This is a genomic window from bacterium Unc6, assembly GCA_013626165.1.
Taxonomy (GTDB): domain Bacteria; phylum Omnitrophota; class Gorgyraeia; order Velesiimonadales; family Velesiimonadaceae; genus Velesiimonas; species Velesiimonas alkalicola.
This window is the reverse complement of the sequence record NDHX01000009.1, coordinates 36961-56013: the sequence shown is the minus strand read 5'-3', so window position 1 is coordinate 56013 and position 19053 is coordinate 36961. Positions and strand designations below refer to the sequence as shown.

The following is a 19053-nucleotide window of genomic DNA, read 5'->3' as shown; positions in this document are numbered from 1 at the left end:
ATTTCAAAACAAGAAAAACAACACACCCAAAGGGTGCCCGAAGGGTGCCCGAATTCACAAACATTTCACAAATCCTCCATTATTTTGACACCATCCTTGATTATACTTATCTACAAGAGTAAAAGAAGGAGGTGTCTATGTCCCCGTATAATTTTCTTGCCGACCCAGAGGCACTTGAAGAGATTACAAAGCACAAATGGATTGAAAGTGAAAAGACAGGTTCTGATGTAGGGATGGAAAAGGCTGCCATTGAATGGATACAAAGGCATGGCAAAGATTGGCTCAAAACCCACAGAAAAGAATTTTGCGAACCTAAAAAAATAAAGGTCCAGATTCATAAATCGGCAAAAAGACCTAAAAGATATTTTTAAGTATGCCTTTGAAGCTTATAGGGACCGAAAAAAACATCCCTGCCTGGCCCTACCCCGACTGAGTCTAAGGGGGTAGGCCCTTGTTTATTCCTATTAGCCAGAGATTCTTCCCCTTCACTTTGTTCAGGATCAGAACGATGGGTCGTAGGATATAGAAAACTCCCAGACCCCTCATGTATTTAAATCCCCTACTTGCTGTGTCCCGTATCACCCAAATATCTCTTTTAAGTCTTTTTCAGGTTTTGTTATAAGTTTTAGGTCAAACTTTTCCTGTATTATTTTGAATACATTCGGTGTTATGAATGCAGGAGGAGTAGGGCCCAGCCTTATACCTTTTACGCCAAGATAAAGTAGACTTAAAAGTATTGCCACCGCTTTTTGTTCATACCAGGAAAGTATAAGGGAAAGCGGTAGTTCGTTTACAGTGCAGTTGAACGCCTTTGCAAGTTCAAGTGCAACCTGAATTGCAGAATATGCGTTGTTGCACTGCCCTATATCTATAAGTCTCGGTATCCCGTCAATTGTTCCGAATTCAAGATTATTGAGCCTGTATTTTATAACCCGATGGAATAAGCATCCACCCTATTTCTCTTTTTTACTTTCAACAGGAACTATGTCTTACCTAATCCCTATACCTGTTCACTATCGGGAATCTTCTGTCTTTACCGAACGCTTTTGGTGTAATCTTTATACCGGGTGCTCCCTGTCTTCTTTTGTATTCGTTATGGTCAACTGTATGTAAAACAGGACGAACAACATCTGCTGGATATCCCTTTTTAACTATTTCTTCAAAAGACATTTCATCTTCTATATATAGTTTAAGTATGGCATCAAGAACTTTATATGGCGGCAGTGTATCTTCATCTTTCTGATTTTCTTTTAACTCTGCGGAAGGAGCCCTTTTTATTATGCCTTCCGGAATAATCTTTTTCTTGTCTTTTTCATTTAAGTATCTTACAATTTTATAAACCAGTGTTTTTGGAACATCTTTTATTACTGCAAATCCGCCTGCCATATCTCCGTAAAGTGTGCAATACCCCATACTCAATTCACTCTTGTTGCCTGTTGAAAGCACAAGCCATCCAAACTTATTTGAAAATGCCATAAGAATGTCCCCACGAATTCTTGCCTGGAGGTTTTCTTCTGCAATCCCGGACTGTGTTTCTTTGAAAAAAAAGTGTAGCATTTTTAAGAATGTACTGAAAATTTTTTCTATTGAAATAATATGATAGTTTATCCCAAGATTTTTACAAACAATTTGAGCATCTTTTATAGTCTGTTTTGATGAATACCTTGAAGGCATAATAAGCGCATTTACATTTTCACTTCCTATTGCATCACCTGCAATCTTTGCTGTAAGCGCACTGTCAATTCCGCCGCTTACCCCCAGTAAAATCTTTTTAAATTTATTTTTTAAAATATAATCCCGCGTCCCTAACACAAGTGCCTTATATACTTCTTCTTCGGTTTTAAGATATTTTGCGTTTTTCTGTTCAGAAATTATGATAAGATTTTCTTTTTCTTTTTTCAGTACTATTGTAGAAGTTGTTTCCTTAAAGTGCTCACCTCTGAATATAATTTCTCCGTTTTTTGAGCATACCAAATTCCCACCGTCAAAAAGAAGTTCATCCTGCCCCCCTACAAGATTTACATAAACTGTCGGCAGGTTATATGTCCTTGCTATGTTTTTCAGCAGACTTTCTCGTGCATGGCATTTAAGCATGTGATAGGGAGAGGCAGATATATTTATAAGAATGTCGGGTTTTAGTTTATAAAGCCCTTTTAAGGCATTACTCTCTATCTCCCACATATCTTCGCATATGGTAAGCCCTAATTTTATTCCGCCGATTATAAATACCTCAGCCTTATTTCCGTTTTGAAAATATCTTTTCTCATCAAATACACCATAGTTTGGAAGAATTATCTTGCTGTAGACGACTTTAAGCCTGCTGTCTTTTATCACCGCCATTGAATTAAAAAGTGAATTCTTTTTTTTATCAACAAAACCGAGCATAACACAGATTTTTTGACAGGACTCTATAATCTGGTAAAGGGCTGTTTTGTTATCATCTATAAATGTTTTTTTAAAAAGAAGGTCCTCGGGAGGATACCCGCACAGGCACATTTCAGGGAATATTATTATGTCAATACCCATGCCTTGCGCCTGTTTTATTTTTTGTATAATTTTTTCTTTATTGTTCTGAATATCACCCACAGTTGAATTTATACTGCATAGCCCAAGTTTTAACATATTTTTATTATCTTATATAATTTGATTTATTTCAAGATGTCTGATAGAACAAAATCGAGGGGATGGAATAGATATGGCAAAAAAACTTTTACCATTGGTGTTTGTTTTCTCTGCTGTCTGCACCTGCCTGTGCGAAGATAGTAAAGACCTAAATTTTTTTTATGAGGTTATTGCCCCTCCCATTGTGAAAAATATGGCAAAAACTACTATTGCTGTTGCAGATATTGAAAAATTAAAACTAAAATATAAAGAAAAGATATTAGATATGCAGGAAAATAAGTTTAAATATAGACTTCAACAGATTGTCCAGAAAATAAAAGGGACAAAATTAGAAGGGTCCTTCGGTTTAAATCTTCATATGACAAAACAAGAAGCAGCGGCTGCTATACAAAAAATAACAAAAAAAGATTTGTATGAAACCATTGAGTTAATCCCAGATGAAATAATAGCAGCAGAGTTAAAAGAATATTTTCAAAAGCATAAAGACGAAGGAGAAGACAGGGACATTGTGACCAGGTTAGAAAACTTAAAAAGGCGGGTTCTTGAAGAGAAGTAGGTTATGAGCAACCCCTAAGGTCAGGCAGGGACGGGTATCCGGTTATTTGATTTTTTCCATTGCATGATGCCTGATATCTTCTCCTTTTACCATATATATTACATCTTCTGCAATGTTTGTGGCATGGTCTGCGATTCTTTCAAGATGTCTTGATACAAGTATCAATTCTATTGCCCTTGTGATTGTTTTTTGGTCTTCCATCATATATGTTAGAAGTTCTCTGAGTATCTGGTCTTTAAGCCCATCTACCTCGTTATCATTTTCACATACTGTTTTTGCAAGTTCTGCGTCCCACCTTACAAATGCATCAATGCTGCTCTTGACCATATTTTCGGCAAGCCTTGCCATTCTTGGTATATCAATAAGTCGTTTTAGCAACGGTTCTGTAATAAGTTTCTGCGAGCACTCTGCGATATTTACTGCCAGATCTCCTATTCTTTCAAGTTCGTCGCTTATTTTCATTGTCATTGTAAGAAATCTCAAATCAATAGCGGTTGGTTGATGAAGAGCAATAAGTTTAAGACAGGTTTCATCTACTTCCATCTGCATGTTATTTATTTGTTCATCCGATTCTATAACCTTTTTTGCTATCTCCTCATCTCTTGAAACCAGCGCATCTATACAAGAACGGACACGAGACTCTGCAAGTGCAGCCATACGAAGAAGATTTTCTTTTAATAGGTTTAATTCCTCATCAAAATGTCTCTGCATAATCATTCCTATTTTTGGTGTTAATGTAAGTTAAATTTGTTTTAGTATAACAAAGGATAACACAAATGTCAACTTAAATTTTTTAATAAAGATTAAGTTATAGCTCAAGGCTCTTTTAAAAAAAATGAAATTTTAAGATTAAATATGGTATAATCTACTGTAAGCGTTGAAATATCGAGGTGTTAAGGTATCAAAAGGTAGTAGGTAGGAGGTAGCAGGTAGGGGGTAGGAGGAAATAAGCCCCTATCTACTATCTACTATCTACTATCTACTAATCCTGTTATCTTAAAAGAGGGAGGCATATGGAGATAAAAAAAATTACAATTACTGAGATGTTGCAAAGGAAAAAAGAAGGTAAAAAAATTACAATGCTTACTGCATATGATTATCCTATGGCATCTTTTATTGAAAAGTCAGGTATTGATATAATACTTGTTGGAGATTCTGCTGCTATGGTTGTGCATGGGCATCAGAATACACTTCCTATAACTATGGATGAGATGCTTGTTCATTGCAGGGCAGTCCGACGCGGGGCACAAGGGACATTTATTGTTGGGGATATGCCATTTTTATCATATCAAACCTCAATACAGGATGCGATCTTGAATGCGGGAAGGTTCTTAAAAGAGGGTTTTTGTGATGCTGTAAAAATAGAAGGCGGAATGCCAGTGGTTCCTGTTCTTAAGGCAATAACCGACACAGGTATACCCGTTATGGCGCATATCGGGCTTACTCCCCAGAGCGCGACACAGCTTGGAGGATTTAAGGTTCAGGGAAAGGATAGTAAGGATGCACAGGCTCTTGTTGACTCTGCTATTGCTTTACAGAATGCAGGGGCCTTCTGTGTGCTTATGGAGTGTGTGCCTGACAGGGTTGCAGAGTTTGTTACAAAAAAGATTATTCTTCCGACCATAGGTATAGGTGCAGGAAGCGGTTGTGACGGACAGGTTCTTGTAACACATGATATGTTGGGTCTTTTTGAAAGGTTTGTCCCAAAGTTTGCAAAAAAATATGTTGTTCTTTCGGAACAGATACGGAAAGGAATAGAAGTTTTTAAACAGGAGGTTGAGCAGGGTAAATTCCCTTCTCCTGAACATTCTTTTACGGTGGCTGATGAGGTGGTAAAGAATTTGAAATGAAGCAGCCTCTTACATATTTTTGCAACTAAGAAACACCGTTTGATTAAAAAGGTCTTGAGGCAGGCCCTGTGAAACTTATCCCTCGCTTTCGTTAAGGGCGGGTCTTGTGAAAACTAAGGGGGTAATATGAATAGAATCTTTGCTATAGCACACAACACACTTAAACAAGGGATAAGGCTAAAAATATCTCTTATTATAATATTGTTTCTTATCCTTGTTGTTATAGGATTTCCGTTTGCTGTTCAGTCTGATGGAACACAAAAAGGAAGGATACAGATTATCCTTGTATATTCAATCTCGCTTGCAGGATTTCTTTTAAGTGTTCTTACAATTTTTTTATCAACCACAACAATGTGTAAAGACATATCATCGCATCAGATAATGACTGTTGATATAAAGCCTGTCCGAAGGTATGAAATTCTCATCGGCAAATGGCTCGGAATAATGTTTTTAAATATGTTTCTTGTATTCTGTATGGGATGTGTTATGTATTTTGTTATAAAAATTGCACAAAAAATTCCTGCAAAAGAAACATCTGCTATGCATTCTGCAGCAGATATACTTATTTCCAGAAAAAAATTTATGCCCCAACCGATGGATATAGAAAAGTTGGTTGAAAGAGAAATAGAACAGCGTAAAAAATACTCAGAGATTCCACCCGGTGTTACAGAAGAAAAATTAAGACACAATTTAAGAAGAGCTATTGAAAGAAGTGTCCGAGCAGTTCCGCCGAATTATGAAACAGAATGGATTATAAAAGGCATAAAAAGCCCAAAAGGTGATATTGTTGCAAGATATAAATTTCACACAGGAAGGCCGTTGACTGAAACTGGACAGAAACAACAGTTAATAGGTGTGTGGACTGCGGGGAAAAGAGAAAAAGGAAATTTTGTTGAAATTCCTGTTTCTAATGCAGCAGATGTCTTCCACCAGATATACATCCCAAGAGAGGTGCTTGACAATGATACGCTTTATCTTTCTTATGCAAACATTGACCCTCTGAATATCACTGTGCTTTTTCCAGTGCATGATGGTGTAGAGGTGATGGCACCTGTTGGAGGTTTTTCATTTAATTTTTTTAAGGGGCTTTTACTTCTTCTTATAGGGATTGCATTTATTTCAACAATCGGTATAATTACGGGAAGCATATTTTCTTTTCCGACTGCAATTGCAGTATGTATATTCATTTATGGTCTGAGTCTTTCTACAGGATTTGTAAGAGAACTTGCATTCATGGAAGCTCATCAATGCCCTGGATGTCCTGCACACACACATACTGAGGAACAAAAACCTGTGGGCATAGGAGCAAATGTTTTAGGGGACATCTCAAGATATTTTTTCAAGGGGATACTTCTTTTAATCCCCGATATAAACAAAACAAACCCCTCTGGCTATCTTTCAACCGGAATATTCATATCATTTTTTGATGTGCTAAGGCAGTTTTTTTCAATTATTATGTTAAGGGTTATTCCGTTGTTTCTGGCTGGGTTTTATTTTTTTTATAGAAGAGAAATTGCCCTGGGGGATACCAGTATGTAAAAAGGAGGAATGTGAAATATATTATTCTTGTTGGTGATGGGATGGCGGACTATCCTTTGAAAGAATTTTCAAATAGAACCCCTCTTCAGGTTGCAAGAACTCCGAACATGGATTGGGTTGCAGGCAATGGTATATTGGGAACAGTTAGACTCATCCCCCATGGAATGCAACCAGGAAGTGATGTTGCAAATTTAAGTATATTAGGGTTTAATCCTAAAAAAAAGTATCCCGGCAGAGGCCCTCTTGAAGCGGCACATATAGGATGTGAAACAAAAAACGATGAAGTTATTTTCAGGTGTAATTTTGTAACAATAAGTGATGGAACAATGGTAGACTACAGTGCAGGTCATATTAAAACAGAAGAAGGCGGAAGGCTCATAGACATACTTAATAAAGATTTTGCTTCTCATGCTGAAAAATTTTGTAAAGGAGTAAGTTACAGAAACATTTGTATTATAAAAACATGGGATAAGAAAGAATTAAAAGGACTGTGTGAGGTTAAGTGTGTCCCTCCTCACGATATAATAGGAAAGCACATAAAGCCATATCTTCCCAAAGGTAGATATGCACCAAGAATACGGGATGTAATGAATTTAGCAACATTTATACTTGAAAAACAGGATATAAACAGAATAAGAATTGACTTAAAAGAAAATCCTGCAAATTCAATCTGGCTATGGGGACAGGGAACAAAGGCACAACCTATGTGTTTTAAGGAAAGGTTTGGTATTTCTGGGTGTGTGATTTCAGGTGTTGATTTGATAAAAGGGATTGGTGGAATAATGGGGCTTGATGTTATAAATGTTGAAGGAGCAACCGGCTATTATGATACAAACTATAAAGGCCAGGCAGACGCAGGGCTTGAATCTTTAAAGAAATCTGATTTTGTGTTTATACATGTAGAAGCGCCTGATGAGGCATCACACAATGGAGATACAAGAGAAAAAATTATAGCAATAGAAAGGTTTGATAGGATGATAGTCGGCCCTTTTATAGAATACATAAAAGCAAATCCTGCAAGACTTCTTGTCCTTCCTGACCATGCAACGCCGCTGTCTAAAAGAACACACACCTCTGAACCTGTTTGTTTTGCAATGGCTGGAAGCGGTATAGACATCTGCAATCCAGGACTTGGGTTTAATGAGTCCGATGCGGCAAAGACAGGATATAATATTGAGAAAGGGTATGAACTTATTGGGGAAATGATAAAGGGTAGTAGGTAGTAGATAGTAGATAGGAGGTAGGAGATAGGAGGTAACTTTTAAAAAATGAAAGAAATTGTAGTTCAAAAATATGGCGGAACAAGCATGGCAAATGCTAAAAAAATTATGAATGTTGCAGAAAGGGTTGTTAAATCCTATCGTTCCGGGAAAAATGTTGTTGTAGTAGTGTCTGCACTTGGCAGCACCACAGATGATCTTCTTAAGCTTTCAAAAAAGATTATAAAAAATCCGCCCCAAAGAGAACTTGATATGCTTCTTTCCACAGGTGAACAGGTAAGCATTGCACTGCTTGCAATGGCCATACATAATCTTGGAGAAGGCGCAATATCATTAACAGGTGCTCAGGTTGGAATTATCACAGATGGGGCGTATACAAATGCAAAGATACTTTCTTTAAAACCTAAAAGGATACTTGAAGAACTTAAAAAAAAGAAGATTGTGGTTGTTGCAGGTTTTCAAGGCACTACAGAAAAAGATGATATAACCACACTTGGGAGAGGAGGGTCCAATCTTACAGCAGTTGCGCTGGCAAAGGCATTAAATGTTCAATGTTGCCAGATGTACACGGATGTGAACGGTATATATACATCGGACCCAAAGATAGTGCCGGATGCACGAAAGATTGATAGAATAAGTTATGACGAGATGCTTGAGATGGCATCACTTGGCGCACAGGTTCTTCAGGCAAGGTCTATAGAGTTTGCAAAAAAATACAATATCGTAATAGATGTAAGGTCAAGTTTTAATGAAAAACCGGGTACATTGATTGTAGAGGAGGTCCAGAATATGGAAGGAAGTGTTGTAACGGGTGTTACAGTTCAGAAAGATGAGGCAAAACTTACCGTGTGTGATGTTCCAGACAGGAAGGGTGTTGCGGCAAAGCTATTCAGACACCTATCAGATGCAAATGTAAATGTTGATATGATAGTTCAGAATATAAGTAGGACTGGAACCACGGATATTTCTTTTACTGTCCACAAGAATGATATTAAAAAGGCAAAAGATGTGTCCTGCAAGATAGCAAAAGAAATAAAAGCAGGAGATATAATTGAAGACCTTGATATTGCAAAAATTTCAATTGTAGGCGCCGGTATGAAAACTCATACAGGGGTTGCTGCTGTTATGTTTGAGACATTTGCGAAAGAAGGCATCAATATAAAGATGATATCAACATCAGAGATTAAGATATCCTGTATAATAAAAAAAAGGTATGCAGAGCAAGCGGCCCGCGCCATACATACAATGTTTGGACTTGGGAAAAAATAAAAGAAAGAGCGAAGAATGATAGCATGGTTTATTAAAGGTGGTCCTGTTATGTATCCGATTGCACTTTGTTCAATCATTGCGCTTGCAATCATTATGGAAAGATTCTATCATCTTTATAGGGCAAGAATAAATACAGATGAATTTTTAAAAAAGATCACATTGCTCTTAAAAAAAGGTTCAATAAAAGAGGCGATAGAGGTTTGTGAAAACACACCAGGCCCTGTTGCTCACATCCTTAAGGCAGGTATATTAAAACATGACAAGACAAAACAAGAAATAAAAGAAACCATAGAGGAGGCAGGCTCACAGGAAACACCTCGGATGGAAAAAAATCTTGGGATTCTTGCAACAATTGCTCATATATCACCACTTCTGGGACTTTTAGGAACTGTCACTGGTATGGTTCGTTGTTTTAGAACAATAGAGATTCAATCAATTGCAGGAAGTCCTGTAAATCCAGGCATGTTAGCGGCGGGTATATGGGAGGCATTGACAACAACTGTTGCAGGGCTTGTTGTTGCAATACCGACACTGGTTGCATACAATTATCTTGTGGCATTAGTAGACAGGATGGTTCTTGATATGGAAAGAAGCTCAGTAGAGTTGATAAGGGTAGTTGAAGAAAAAGAGGCGAACCTGTGAGATTTAAGAGAAGAGTAAAAACTATAACAGGTGAACTTGGAACAATAGATATTGCTCCTCTTATAGATGTTGTCTTTCAGTTGCTTATATTTTTCATGCTTACATCTACATTTATTATTCAACCCGGCGTAAGGGTAAGACTGCCAAGGGCGGTTACAAGTGAAGTGCTTGATGAGAAAAATCTTGTAATAACAATAACAGGTGAAAATGTTCTTTATATTCAGGATAAGGTTGTAACACTGTCTGAATTAAGGGTTATGCTAAGGGAAGCAGCAAGGAAAAATATTTCTGTCCTTATAAAGTCCGACAGGACTGTTTCTATCGGCAGGGTTGTTGAAATATGGGATATATGCAGACAGGAAAACATCAGCCAGCTTAATATTGCAACACAACAGTTGCTTGAGAGATGAAGAATATAACCGGATTAAAAGATAATATTGTTTCATTGACAATTTTTATTTTTTTATCTTTTACCTTCCATATATTATGTGGATATGCCGTAAAAGTTGTAGTGCAGGTGTCGGCTGTTGAAAGGATTCCGATAAGTGAGATTTTTTTCCTCGGGCCCATTCTTGGAGAAACCATAACAGGTATCCAGATCAGACGGGAAAAAGCGGTTAAGAAACCATACTTTATAGAAGAGGTTAAAAGTCCACCAATTATTAAAAAAGATATACTTATTACAAAAACAGACAGCAAAAAATCAGACTATGTAAACAAATTTCTTATAAACTCTGAAAATGTAGTCCAAATGTTACGTCGCAGGGCTTTTGAAAAGCAGGTTGAATTGTTTTCAGGCTCTGATATAGAAGAGGCTGGCGACATAGATATTATCTATAAGCCTGTTTTACCAAAGTATGCAGGGTGGTTAAGCAAAGACTACGAAGGAGATATTACAGTAGGATTGGGATTTATTATTGATAAAGATGGTATCCCACATTCTGTAAGGGTTATATCATCAAGTGCAGACCCGGCTGTGGACCTTCTTGCATTACAATATGTAAAAAGATTAATATTTGACAACCCAGATAAAAAACCTCGTTCGGGCATTATTTATGTAAAAATTGTTTCTCGTCCGTTCAGAGAGAACATAGAAGATATGGCAGCCGGAAAATGATTGAGATAGATATGTCCATTGCTATTTCTATATTTATGTGCACAATGTTGCTTTTTTTTAGTTTTTTATGGGTTTGTAGGTCAGCAAGGTTTGTGAAAAGAAAAGAAGATATAATTTCTGGTATCTGGAAATGTCAAGTGTGCACACATACATACTGGGATAGTTCAAAAGAAATGTCTAAGTGTCCTGTGTGTAAAAGTTATAATAAAAAGGAGATGGTATGATAACAGAGATTGGTATAACAGCAGGAGAGATATGGCATTATCTTGATCAGCATGGAAGGGCAAAACTTTCTGCTCTTATAAAAGGGATAGAAAGACAAAAAGAATTAGTTTTAATGAGCGTCGGATGGCTTGCAAGAGAAGGGCATGTTATAGTGGAAGGGACACTGGAGTGTGATTTTGAAATTTATTTAAGACAACAATGAAGATAGGAATTGTTTTAACCACTGTTTCAAACTTAAAAGACGCTAAAAGGCTTGCCTATATCTGTTTGCGGTCAAAAAATACTGCCTGTGTGTCAATCATTCCACAGGCAAGGTCTATATACAGGTGGAAAAAGAAGATAGAGGAGCAGAAGGAGTTGGTTTTAATATTTAAAACAACCTTGGCCAATCTCAATTCTCTGCAAGAGGTCATAAAGTTTTCTCATCCTTACGAACTGCCGGAGATTATTGCTGTCAGGGTCTGTGCTTCATCAGAATATGCCAGGTGGGTTTCTTCGTTTCGGAATGTATGAAAATTGTATTTTTCGGTTCTTCCTGTTTTGCTGTTGAAGTATTAAAAATACTTTCACAATCAAAATTTAAGCCGATTGTCGTTATAACACCTCTTGCAAAAACAAGGGGAAGAAATTTAAAAGTACTGCCTGCTCCGGTAGAAGAATTTGCAAAAGACTCTGGCTTAAATTGCTTGCCAGTGTCTGATGTCAACTCAAAAGAATCGTTAAAAAAAATTTTAAGTTTAGGACCAGATATCTGTATATCTATTGCTTTTGGTCAGATATTTAAACAACCTGTATTAGAGATACCCAAAAATGTTTTTTTAAATGTGCATGCTTCTATGCTTCCTGTTTTAAGAGGGCCTGCACCTGTCCAGCATTCCATACTTAATGGTGATACTGCCACAGGCATAACAATACAAAAGGTTTGCTTAAAGGTTGATGCAGGAGATATATTGCTTCAAAAATCTATACCTATCGGGCAGGATGAAGATGCTCTGTTGTTAGCACACAGACTTTCCAGGATTGCAGGCGAATATCTGATACAGGCACTTGATATAATATCATTGGGCAGGGCAGTATATATCCAGCAGGACGATTCAAAAGCAACATATGCTCCGAAAATAAGGAAGATAGATGGACTGATAGACTGGAATAAAAAGGCGGTGGATATATATAACAAGGTCCGAGCACTTGTTTTGTATCCTTGTGCCTGGACGATTTTTCGTGGGAAGATATTAAAAATATGGAAGGCAGATGTTTATAATCAAAAAACAGATGAGTTTTGTCCCGGGACAATAGTGGGGTTCAATAGAGAAGGTTTTATTGTTAGATGTGCAGATGAAAGCATCCGTATGAAGGAAGTTCAATTAGAATCAAAAAATAAAATTTCTGCAAATGAATTTATTAACGGAGCAAGACTCAGAGTAGGAGAAAAGTTTTCGGCCTCCCGCCTTTAGCCTCGTATCTGTCCCTAACACCAGAGCACCAGAGCACCAGAGCACCAGAGCACCAGAGGGCGCCCGAAGATACAAATTACAAATAGATAAATGTCAAATGACAACCTATGGCCCCTATGTGGCAGATATGTTCTATCTTGCAGATAAGGTTCAACTGCAAAAACGGGTAGACGAATATTTAAGGAAGGCAAAAGAGGTTGAAAATGAAGGAAAGATTTTTGGTATCCTATCTGCGCATGCCGGGTATGAGTTTTGCGGGGATATTATGGGTGCTTCATATAAGGCTGTTGTGGGTAAAGATTTTGATACTGTGATTATACTTGCTGTTCCGCATCGTTTTCCTGTAAGGGGTGCTTCCTGTGTAAAAGAGGGGGTGTTTAAGATTCCCTTAGGGGATATAGAAATAGACTCACAAATAACAGAGGAGATTATAAAAAACAGCAAAGGCATACTTAAAATTATTCCTGCATCTTTCAAAGAAGAACATTCTGTTGAGGTTCAGCTCCCATTTATAAAAACAGTTTTGCCAAGGACAAAGATTGTTCCTGTTCTTGTAGGTTCTATGGATGAGGAAACCTGCAATATATTTGGACAGGGCATTTCTTTAACAGTTAAAAATAAAAATTGTCTTATTGTTGTAAGTTCTGATATGTATCACGGCAACAACTATAAAGAATGTGAAAAAACAGACAAGAACACACTTTCTATTCTCGAAAAAGTTGAGCCTGAAAGATTTTACAACAGCATGCTCACAGAAGAAACCCATATGTGTGGCGGTTTTGGAATGTCCTGTCTTCTTTATGCCGCAAAACATTTCGGAAATATTATTGCAAGGGTTTTAGATTATACAAATTCAAGTAAAGCAAGGGAAATGCAAAGAATTGGAGAATATTGTGTGGGTTATGGCTCAGTTATTTTTTTGAAAAGTCTCTAAAAGACCAGAACCTTGTTTCCTTAAGTGAACAGCAAAAAGAAAAACTTTTAAAGATTGCAAGAGAAGGTATTGAAATCTGTCTAAAAACTGGAAAAATTAAAAATATGAAAGAGAAAGACCCGAAACTTTTAAGAACACTCTGCGGTGCCTTTGTTACGCTTCGTTTAAATAAAGAGTTAAGAGGGTGTGTGGGAAATATCATTACATCAAAGCCGCTTTATCAAACTGTTCAAGAAATGGCAGTAGAGTCTGCAACAGGTGACCCAAGATTCAGAGTTTTAAGTCTTAAAGAACTTTCACAGGACGAATTTGCGAGAAAGGCGGATGTTCCCTATACTATCCTTACTAAAATTGAAACCGGCGTAATTAAAAAACCATCGGTGTTTGTTATGACTAAAATAGCCAAGGCATTAGACGTTAATATTGAGGACTTAATCAAATAATTATGAAAATAAAGTCAAGAAATCGAGCACCAAGGAATAGAACAATAACGCTAGATGATAGTGAAATTGCTCGTCTGAAAAAGAAACTCATCAAAATAGAAAAACCTGTTTCTGTTTCGGATATTGAGAATAAAACTATCAACCAAGATATTTTTCAAGTTTTAGATTTTTTGCCAAATAATTTTGTTGATTTAGTTTTTGTAGATCCGCCTTATAACCTAAACAAGACTTTTAACCTAACTACCTTCAGGGCAATGGAGTCCGAAAAGTACGAAGAGTGGTTGGATTCTTGGGTTAAGAAAATAATCCGATTATTAAAACCAAGTGCTTCTATATATATTTGTGGTGATTGGAAATCATCGGGTGCAATTTTTAATGTAGTTAAAAAATATTTTCAAATTCAAAACAGAATAACTTTTGAAAGAGAAAAAGGGCGGGGTGCAAAATCAAATTGGAAAAATTGCTCGGAAGATATTTGGTTCTGCACGCTTTCGAAGAAGTATTGTTTTAATGTTGATGTGGTAAAAATGAAAAGAAAGGTTCTTGCCCCATACAAAGATGAAAGCGGGAGTCCAAAAGACTGGGAAAAGACAGAAAACGGAAATTATCGCATAACACACCCTTCCAATATTTGGACAGACATTACAATTCCTTTTTGGTCTATGCCGGAAAAAACTGACCACCCAACGCAAAAACCGGAAAAGTTGGTTGCTAAAGTTATTTTGGCCAGTTCAAAACCAAATGATATTGTTTTTGACCCGTTTCTTGGTTCGGGCACGACTTCGGTTGTCGCAAAAAAATTAGGCCGTAAATATGTTGGTATCGATATAGATGAATTATATTGTTGTTTAGCAGAAAAACGGCTTGAGATAGCTGATAATGATAAAACAATACAAGGATATTCTGGCGGGGTTTTTTGGGAAAGAAATACTCTTAATGAGCAAAATAATGGCAAAACAAAAAAACGAAATAATGAAAGAGATTTATTTAATAGTAAATTACTATTATGAATAAATTGATAATTAACTTTCTAAACTTCATAGAGTCTAAAAACGGGATAGGAAACAAATCTACTTTAATTAAAGAAGTACAAAAAAAGTTTAATTTAACTAAAGACAGGTCTGTTTATTATTGCGAAGCTTTTGCTGTACGATTTAGTTCTTCCAAATCCACCAATTTTTCAAACACAGTTATTTCATTATCAAATTTACAAAAATACGATGATTTGCCTTTTATAGTTTGTCTTGTAATGCCAAAGAAAAATATTTTGTATTTAGCTAACACAACCTTTTTACAGAAAATCAGCCATAGTTCACAGGAATTGCGTGTTGATAATATTAGAGGTAGTTTGAATGGGTCTGATATTGTTAAAGAATTTAATGGTATAAATAATTCACCTGAAAATTTTGAAAAGTTATTCAATATTCATGCAGAAATCGGATTTGAGGGCAACCTTGTTAGATTAGTAGAGGCAACAAATAATATTAGTCCTTCGGGAAAAAAGTTTGAAATTTCTCCCCAACAAAAATCAATTATTTTGAACTCGATAGAACGGGCAATAAAATTTATCGATTCAAATGAATATTTACAATTAAAGAAAGAACTTGATGAAAAAGTTCGGAAATACAAAAATGAAATTTTGATAGCCGGTTTTATTGAAAATGTAAATATTCGAGGCAGAATAATTGAATACCTGATTGCTGGTGAAGATGATAATTTGAGGAAAAAGTTAATTGAGGCCCTACGTAAAAATAGCCGAAAAATCCCTAGTTTCAGAACTAAAAATACTCTGGGCGATTATACAAGAATTTTTAAGAATTATAATACCGCAACAGATGTTAAAACTAAAATAATGATATTGAGCTCAAATCCCAAGGGTTATAATATTGATAAATTACTTGAATTTTTATCGAACAATCAGGCCGTGTTTATGTTTTATTTTATAGGGCTTGAGCCAAACAAAATAGTGAATCAAATTCTTGTATCAATGTTCCAGACCGATTTATTAAAATCAACTATTCTTTTAAAACATTGGGCGGGTAGACATTCAAGGGGCGTAACTCAATTTGAAGGGAATACAATTCATCGACTTATTATTTCACCAAATAACAAGATTGATGAAAAGGAAAGTAAAAAATTTTTAGAAACACTGATATAATTATAAAGGCGAAAATTATTGTATTAAACAATTTTATAAAATGAGCGATTATAAAATTATAAAAATTCACACTGGCAATATTAACCCCGACAATACAACAATCGAGCGGTTATCATTTTTATATCCGAAAGAAGATATTTCTTTTGAACTAACTAATAATGAATTAGTTATAAATTTACGGCAGTTAGATTTTCTCGATTTCAGGAATAATATTCAAACGCTGGCAAAAAATTCTCATGGCGAAACCTCCCGATTGTTAGACGCGATATTTAATAACATTGAGAAAATAAAAAGTTATGGGTTACGAAAGAACGTTAAACAAAATGGAGGTAATTATGAAAACAAAACTCGTTTGTAAAAAATGTGAGAGCAATAATTTTTATGTTAGTTTATCAGAACGTATGAATACCATTTTTGAATTAAAAGATGGAACCATAACAAAAAGGGACACGGCTTATCCCGACGATGGTGAAATAAATTATGTCAAGTGTTCTAAATGTGATACTGACATGGAAGACTTTGAAGAAGACAAAATAATCTTATTAACATTAAATCTGTGAGGTGATAGAAATGACAGATGATTTTCATAAAATAAAAAAAGTTATGACATTCAAAGAACTACAATTAGAGATTGAAAACCCATTATCGACTAATGAATTAAATTCTTTGAATGAACTTAACTCCAAACTTTCAAATAAAGGTCTATCTATAAAGATTAATAACAAATCAGTCAAAATTTTGTTAAGGGAAGTTGATATAACACAATTAAAGTCTTTAAGTGATTATATTTCAAGGAAATATAATCTCAATAAAAATAATAATCCTGTAAAACAAATCATTAGTAAAATTGAAAGTATTAAAAGTTATGGGTTAAGATCCGGAAAAAGAAAATATGTGGATTACAATAAAGAAATAAAAGTAAAAAATAGAAAATTGAAAGAGGTAAAAAGAGGTAAACATTATTATACTCGGAACAACTTTTTTGTTAAAGAAAATACCGATTGCCCAAGCGAATATATAAACCAGATTATTTGTGGTGATAGTGAAGAAGTTTTAAAAAAACTGCCTGATAATTGTATTGATTTAATTTTTACTTCTCCACCATATAACTTTGGTTTAGATTATTCAAAAAAAGATGATGATTATCAATGGGAGAATTATTTTGATAAATTATTCGGCATTTTCAGAGAATGTATAAGAGTTTTAAAATACGGTGGCAGAATTATAGTCAACACACAACCTTTATATTCTGACTATATACCGTGTCACCATATTATCAGTAATTTTTTCATGCAAAATAAGTTGATATGGAAGGGTGAAATAGTATGGGAAAAAAATAATTATAATTGTAAATATACGGCCTGGGGTAGTTGGAAAAGCCCTAGCAATCCTTATTTGAAGAATTCGTGGGAGTATTTGGAAATATTTTGCAAAGGAGATCTGAAGAAACAAGGAAGAGTAGAGGATATTGACATTAACGAAGAGGAATTTAAAAAATGGGTTTTCTCACGATGGTCAATAGCACCTGAAAGAAGAATGAAAGAATTTGGACATCCTGCAATGTTTCCTGAACAATTGGTTGTAAGAGTTTTAAAGTTATTTAGTTTTAAAGGAGACATAATTTTAGATCCTTTTAATGGAGCAGGCACGACGACTAAAGTTGCAAGAGAGCTTAATAGAAAATATTTAGGGATAGATGTTTCTGAAGAATATTGTAAAATTGCTAATCAAAGAATAGAATCTACACTTTTTTGAAAAAATGAACAAAACAAATACATCAAAACAAATAAAAGAAATTTTAAAAGCATATAATTTGCTTGTTAAGGGTATTGAAGCAAAAGCTAATGAAGATGAATATAGGACATATGGAGGAATCATTAGATCCAGTAAAGGTCTAATGGTTGAAAATATTGGAGAACATTTGGTCAGAATTGCTTGGCAGGGATTAGGGGGAAAATCAGATCGATTATCATTAGAAAAGCAAACTGTAAGAATTCCCTTAAACCAACAGTATTTGGCACGGATTAGGAGTCGTGAAGTGGTAGAGTATATTAAACAAAACATTCAAGATTACTATTATACGCTTAAAACAGATATTCATACATACATTAATAATGAGTTTGTAATTGCTATTGAATGTAAATCTTTCACTGAAAATGCGATGGTGAAAAGGATTTTAGTTGATTTCACTTTGTTCAAGCAAGTGTTTCCAAATCTAAAATTTGTTTTGCTTCAATTAGAAAGTCAACTTACAGGAGACTATTCACAACCAAGCAAAAAAATTACTTATGGAAGCCCATCAACTCATACATTACTTTCATATTTTGATATTGATATAAACATAATAACCTTGTTGGAAGGTGAAAGAAAAGTTGATGAACCAATTCATAAACCGAAATTTTATAAAGAACTAAAGAAAAAGAATTTAGTAAGAGCAATAGATATTTTTAAAGAACTTTTGAAAGATAAATTGTAGGAGTAGGTTTATTTTAGTTTTTGTTTACTTGCGTTTTGGATTTGATTACGATTTGGCATGTTTGTGCTTTATCACCTAATGTTTAATTGAAGTGACAAGAGAATTTCAAAAAATGAAAAAGGTTTGGGAAGCATACATTGATGGTTTCTTTGCATTCAGACCAGGAAAAAGAACTAACCCGGGAAAAATAATAATAGATAAAGTAAATCAGTTTGAAAAATTTGTAAGCGATTATGTACAGAAATTATAAATTGAAACGGCATGGAAAGAGTTAGGAAAAAGTCCTGCAAAATTATCTCTTGAAAAAGAAACTGTTAAAATTCCGATTAAAGAAGAATATCTTGAAAGAGTTAAAAGTCCCGAGGTTAAAAAATTTATAAAAACCCATATTAAAGATTTTTACTATCCCTTGTGGACAGATGTCCATGTACATATTAATGCATATCTGTCCAAAATAGATATTAGATAACCCTCGGATTCGGGTATTATAGAATAGCGTAAACCATAGAAACCTGAACTGGAAGTTATCATGAATAAGTTTAACAATA

At 35.2% G+C, this 19053-nt stretch carries 24 protein-coding genes; 21 read left to right on the top strand and 3 right to left on the bottom strand.

The genetic code is table 11. The features are described 5' to 3' along the window. The first annotated feature begins 137 nt into the window (after positions 1-137). Positions 138-371 (top strand): hypothetical protein, encoded by a 234-nt coding sequence (locus B9J78_05120; GenBank protein ID MBA2124299.1) that lies wholly within the window; start codon positions 138-140, stop codon positions 369-371. A gap of 207 nt (positions 372-578) precedes the next feature. On the opposite strand, the gene B9J78_05115 is transcribed toward B9J78_05120, so the two are convergent. Together B9J78_05115 and B9J78_05110 are read right to left on the bottom strand one after the other, a co-directional pair. Beyond that, positions 579-929, bottom strand: a complete 351-nt coding sequence (locus B9J78_05115) for a hypothetical protein (GenBank protein MBA2124298.1) — start codon at positions 927-929, stop codon at positions 579-581. A gap of 64 nt (positions 930-993) precedes the next feature. Further along, the gene (locus B9J78_05110; GenBank protein MBA2124297.1) at positions 994-2622 is read right to left on the bottom strand and encodes an NAD+ synthase; all 1629 of its coding nucleotides are present in this window, start codon (positions 2620-2622) and stop codon (positions 994-996) included. Positions 2623-2695: 73 nt separating this feature from the next. On the opposite strand from B9J78_05110, the gene B9J78_05105 reads away from it, so the two are divergent. After that, complete coding sequence (locus tag B9J78_05105; GenBank protein ID MBA2124296.1) at positions 2696-3178, top strand: hypothetical protein; 483 nt, start codon at positions 2696-2698, stop codon at positions 3176-3178. Between the two features lie 42 nt (positions 3179-3220). Here B9J78_05105 and B9J78_05100 read toward each other — a convergent pair whose 3' ends face one another. Then, on the bottom strand, positions 3221-3889 hold the full coding sequence (locus B9J78_05100) for a phosphate transport system regulatory protein PhoU (protein MBA2124295.1): 669 nt from the start codon (positions 3887-3889) through the stop codon (positions 3221-3223). 302 nt (positions 3890-4191) lie between these two features. Here B9J78_05100 and B9J78_05095 point away from each other — a divergent pair, with 302 nt between their 5' ends. From B9J78_05095 to B9J78_05005, 19 genes are all read left to right on the top strand, one after another. Beyond that, positions 4192-5028, top strand: a complete 837-nt coding sequence (locus B9J78_05095; protein MBA2124294.1) for a 3-methyl-2-oxobutanoate hydroxymethyltransferase — start codon at positions 4192-4194, stop codon at positions 5026-5028. Positions 5029-5154: 126 nt separating this feature from the next. Continuing rightward, the gene (locus B9J78_05090; GenBank protein MBA2124293.1) at positions 5155-6567 is read left to right on the top strand and encodes a hypothetical protein; all 1413 of its coding nucleotides are present in this window, start codon (positions 5155-5157) and stop codon (positions 6565-6567) included. 11 nt (positions 6568-6578) lie between these two features. Next, positions 6579-7790, top strand: a complete 1212-nt coding sequence (locus B9J78_05085; protein MBA2124292.1) for a cofactor-independent phosphoglycerate mutase — start codon at positions 6579-6581, stop codon at positions 7788-7790. Between the two features lie 45 nt (positions 7791-7835). Next, positions 7836-9056, top strand: a complete 1221-nt coding sequence (locus B9J78_05080; GenBank protein MBA2124291.1) for an aspartate kinase — start codon at positions 7836-7838, stop codon at positions 9054-9056. A gap of 15 nt (positions 9057-9071) precedes the next feature. After that, on the top strand, positions 9072-9698 hold the full coding sequence (locus B9J78_05075) for a hypothetical protein (protein ID MBA2124290.1): 627 nt from the start codon (positions 9072-9074) through the stop codon (positions 9696-9698). Further along, positions 9695-10108: a hypothetical protein gene (locus tag B9J78_05070; GenBank protein ID MBA2124289.1), complete on the top strand. Its 414-nt coding sequence runs from the start codon at positions 9695-9697 to the stop codon at positions 10106-10108. The genes B9J78_05075 and B9J78_05070 overlap by 4 nt, the downstream gene beginning before the upstream one ends. Beyond that, positions 10105-10815, top strand: coding sequence for a hypothetical protein (locus B9J78_05065; GenBank protein MBA2124288.1), 711 nt, complete (start codon positions 10105-10107; stop codon positions 10813-10815). The genes B9J78_05070 and B9J78_05065 overlap by 4 nt, the downstream gene beginning before the upstream one ends. Beyond that, complete coding sequence (locus tag B9J78_05060; protein MBA2124287.1) at positions 10812-11039, top strand: hypothetical protein; 228 nt, start codon at positions 10812-10814, stop codon at positions 11037-11039. The genes B9J78_05065 and B9J78_05060 overlap by 4 nt, the downstream gene beginning before the upstream one ends. Further along, complete coding sequence (locus tag B9J78_05055) at positions 11036-11242, top strand: hypothetical protein (GenBank protein MBA2124286.1); 207 nt, start codon at positions 11036-11038, stop codon at positions 11240-11242. The genes B9J78_05060 and B9J78_05055 overlap by 4 nt, the downstream gene beginning before the upstream one ends. Continuing rightward, on the top strand, positions 11239-11553 hold the full coding sequence (locus B9J78_05050) for a hypothetical protein (protein ID MBA2124285.1): 315 nt from the start codon (positions 11239-11241) through the stop codon (positions 11551-11553). The genes B9J78_05055 and B9J78_05050 overlap by 4 nt, the downstream gene beginning before the upstream one ends. After that, positions 11550-12494, top strand: coding sequence for a methionyl-tRNA formyltransferase (locus B9J78_05045; GenBank protein MBA2124284.1), 945 nt, complete (start codon positions 11550-11552; stop codon positions 12492-12494). The genes B9J78_05050 and B9J78_05045 overlap by 4 nt, the downstream gene beginning before the upstream one ends. 97 nt (positions 12495-12591) lie before the next feature. Further along, on the top strand, positions 12592-13428 hold the full coding sequence (locus tag B9J78_05040) for an AmmeMemoRadiSam system protein B (GenBank protein MBA2124283.1): 837 nt from the start codon (positions 12592-12594) through the stop codon (positions 13426-13428). Beyond that, positions 13383-13871, top strand: a complete 489-nt coding sequence (locus tag B9J78_05035; protein MBA2124282.1) for a hypothetical protein — start codon at positions 13383-13385, stop codon at positions 13869-13871. Before B9J78_05040 ends, B9J78_05035 begins: the two co-directional genes overlap by 46 nt. 2 nt (positions 13872-13873) lie before the next feature. Next, complete coding sequence (locus tag B9J78_05030; protein ID MBA2124281.1) at positions 13874-14881, top strand: site-specific DNA-methyltransferase; 1008 nt, start codon at positions 13874-13876, stop codon at positions 14879-14881. Beyond that, positions 14875-16029: a hypothetical protein gene (locus B9J78_05025; protein MBA2124280.1), complete on the top strand. Its 1155-nt coding sequence runs from the start codon at positions 14875-14877 to the stop codon at positions 16027-16029. Before B9J78_05030 ends, B9J78_05025 begins: the two co-directional genes overlap by 7 nt. 40 nt (positions 16030-16069) lie before the next feature. Beyond that, positions 16070-16387 carry a hypothetical protein gene (locus B9J78_05020; GenBank protein MBA2124279.1) on the top strand — a complete coding sequence of 106 codons (318 nt, stop codon included), beginning with the start codon at positions 16070-16072 and terminating at the stop codon, positions 16385-16387. After that, complete coding sequence (locus B9J78_05015) at positions 16365-16589, top strand: hypothetical protein (protein MBA2124278.1); 225 nt, start codon at positions 16365-16367, stop codon at positions 16587-16589. Before B9J78_05020 ends, B9J78_05015 begins: the two co-directional genes overlap by 23 nt. Before the next feature lie 10 nt (positions 16590-16599). Continuing rightward, on the top strand, positions 16600-17784 hold the full coding sequence (locus B9J78_05010) for a DNA methylase (protein ID MBA2124277.1): 1185 nt from the start codon (positions 16600-16602) through the stop codon (positions 17782-17784). A 4-nt stretch (positions 17785-17788) separates the two neighbouring features. After that, the gene (locus B9J78_05005; GenBank protein MBA2124276.1) at positions 17789-18505 is read left to right on the top strand and encodes a restriction endonuclease; all 717 of its coding nucleotides are present in this window, start codon (positions 17789-17791) and stop codon (positions 18503-18505) included. Positions 18506-19053 lie beyond the last annotated feature (548 nt).

Bases quoted from the DNA above. Each gene is read 5' to 3' on its own strand.
- B9J78_05120 (MBA2124299.1), top strand. From the start codon at position 138: ATGTCCCCGTATAATTTTCTTGCCGACCCAGAGGCACTTGAAGAGATT.
- B9J78_05110 (MBA2124297.1), bottom strand. From the start codon at position 2,622: ATGTTAAAACTTGGGCTATGCAGTATAAATTCAACTGTGGGTGATATT.
- B9J78_05105 (MBA2124296.1), top strand. From the start codon at position 2,696: ATGGCAAAAAAACTTTTACCATTGGTGTTTGTTTTCTCTGCTGTCTGC.
- B9J78_05100 (MBA2124295.1), bottom strand. From the start codon at position 3,889: ATGCAGAGACATTTTGATGAGGAATTAAACCTATTAAAAGAAAATCTT.
- B9J78_05095 (MBA2124294.1), top strand. From the start codon at position 4,192: ATGGAGATAAAAAAAATTACAATTACTGAGATGTTGCAAAGGAAAAAA.
- B9J78_05090 (MBA2124293.1), top strand. From the start codon at position 5,155: ATGAATAGAATCTTTGCTATAGCACACAACACACTTAAACAAGGGATA.
- B9J78_05080 (MBA2124291.1), top strand. From the start codon at position 7,836: ATGAAAGAAATTGTAGTTCAAAAATATGGCGGAACAAGCATGGCAAAT.
- B9J78_05075 (MBA2124290.1), top strand. From the start codon at position 9,072: ATGATAGCATGGTTTATTAAAGGTGGTCCTGTTATGTATCCGATTGCA.
- B9J78_05065 (MBA2124288.1), top strand. From the start codon at position 10,105: ATGAAGAATATAACCGGATTAAAAGATAATATTGTTTCATTGACAATT.
- B9J78_05060 (MBA2124287.1), top strand. From the start codon at position 10,812: ATGATTGAGATAGATATGTCCATTGCTATTTCTATATTTATGTGCACA.
- B9J78_05055 (MBA2124286.1), top strand. From the start codon at position 11,036: ATGATAACAGAGATTGGTATAACAGCAGGAGAGATATGGCATTATCTT.
- B9J78_05050 (MBA2124285.1), top strand. From the start codon at position 11,239: ATGAAGATAGGAATTGTTTTAACCACTGTTTCAAACTTAAAAGACGCT.
- B9J78_05045 (MBA2124284.1), top strand. From the start codon at position 11,550: ATGAAAATTGTATTTTTCGGTTCTTCCTGTTTTGCTGTTGAAGTATTA.
- B9J78_05040 (MBA2124283.1), top strand. From the start codon at position 12,592: ATGACAACCTATGGCCCCTATGTGGCAGATATGTTCTATCTTGCAGAT.
- B9J78_05030 (MBA2124281.1), top strand. From the start codon at position 13,874: ATGAAAATAAAGTCAAGAAATCGAGCACCAAGGAATAGAACAATAACG.
- B9J78_05020 (MBA2124279.1), top strand. From the start codon at position 16,070: ATGAGCGATTATAAAATTATAAAAATTCACACTGGCAATATTAACCCC.
- B9J78_05015 (MBA2124278.1), top strand. From the start codon at position 16,365: ATGAAAACAAAACTCGTTTGTAAAAAATGTGAGAGCAATAATTTTTAT.
- B9J78_05010 (MBA2124277.1), top strand. From the start codon at position 16,600: ATGACAGATGATTTTCATAAAATAAAAAAAGTTATGACATTCAAAGAA.
- B9J78_05005 (MBA2124276.1), top strand. From the start codon at position 17,789: ATGAACAAAACAAATACATCAAAACAAATAAAAGAAATTTTAAAAGCA.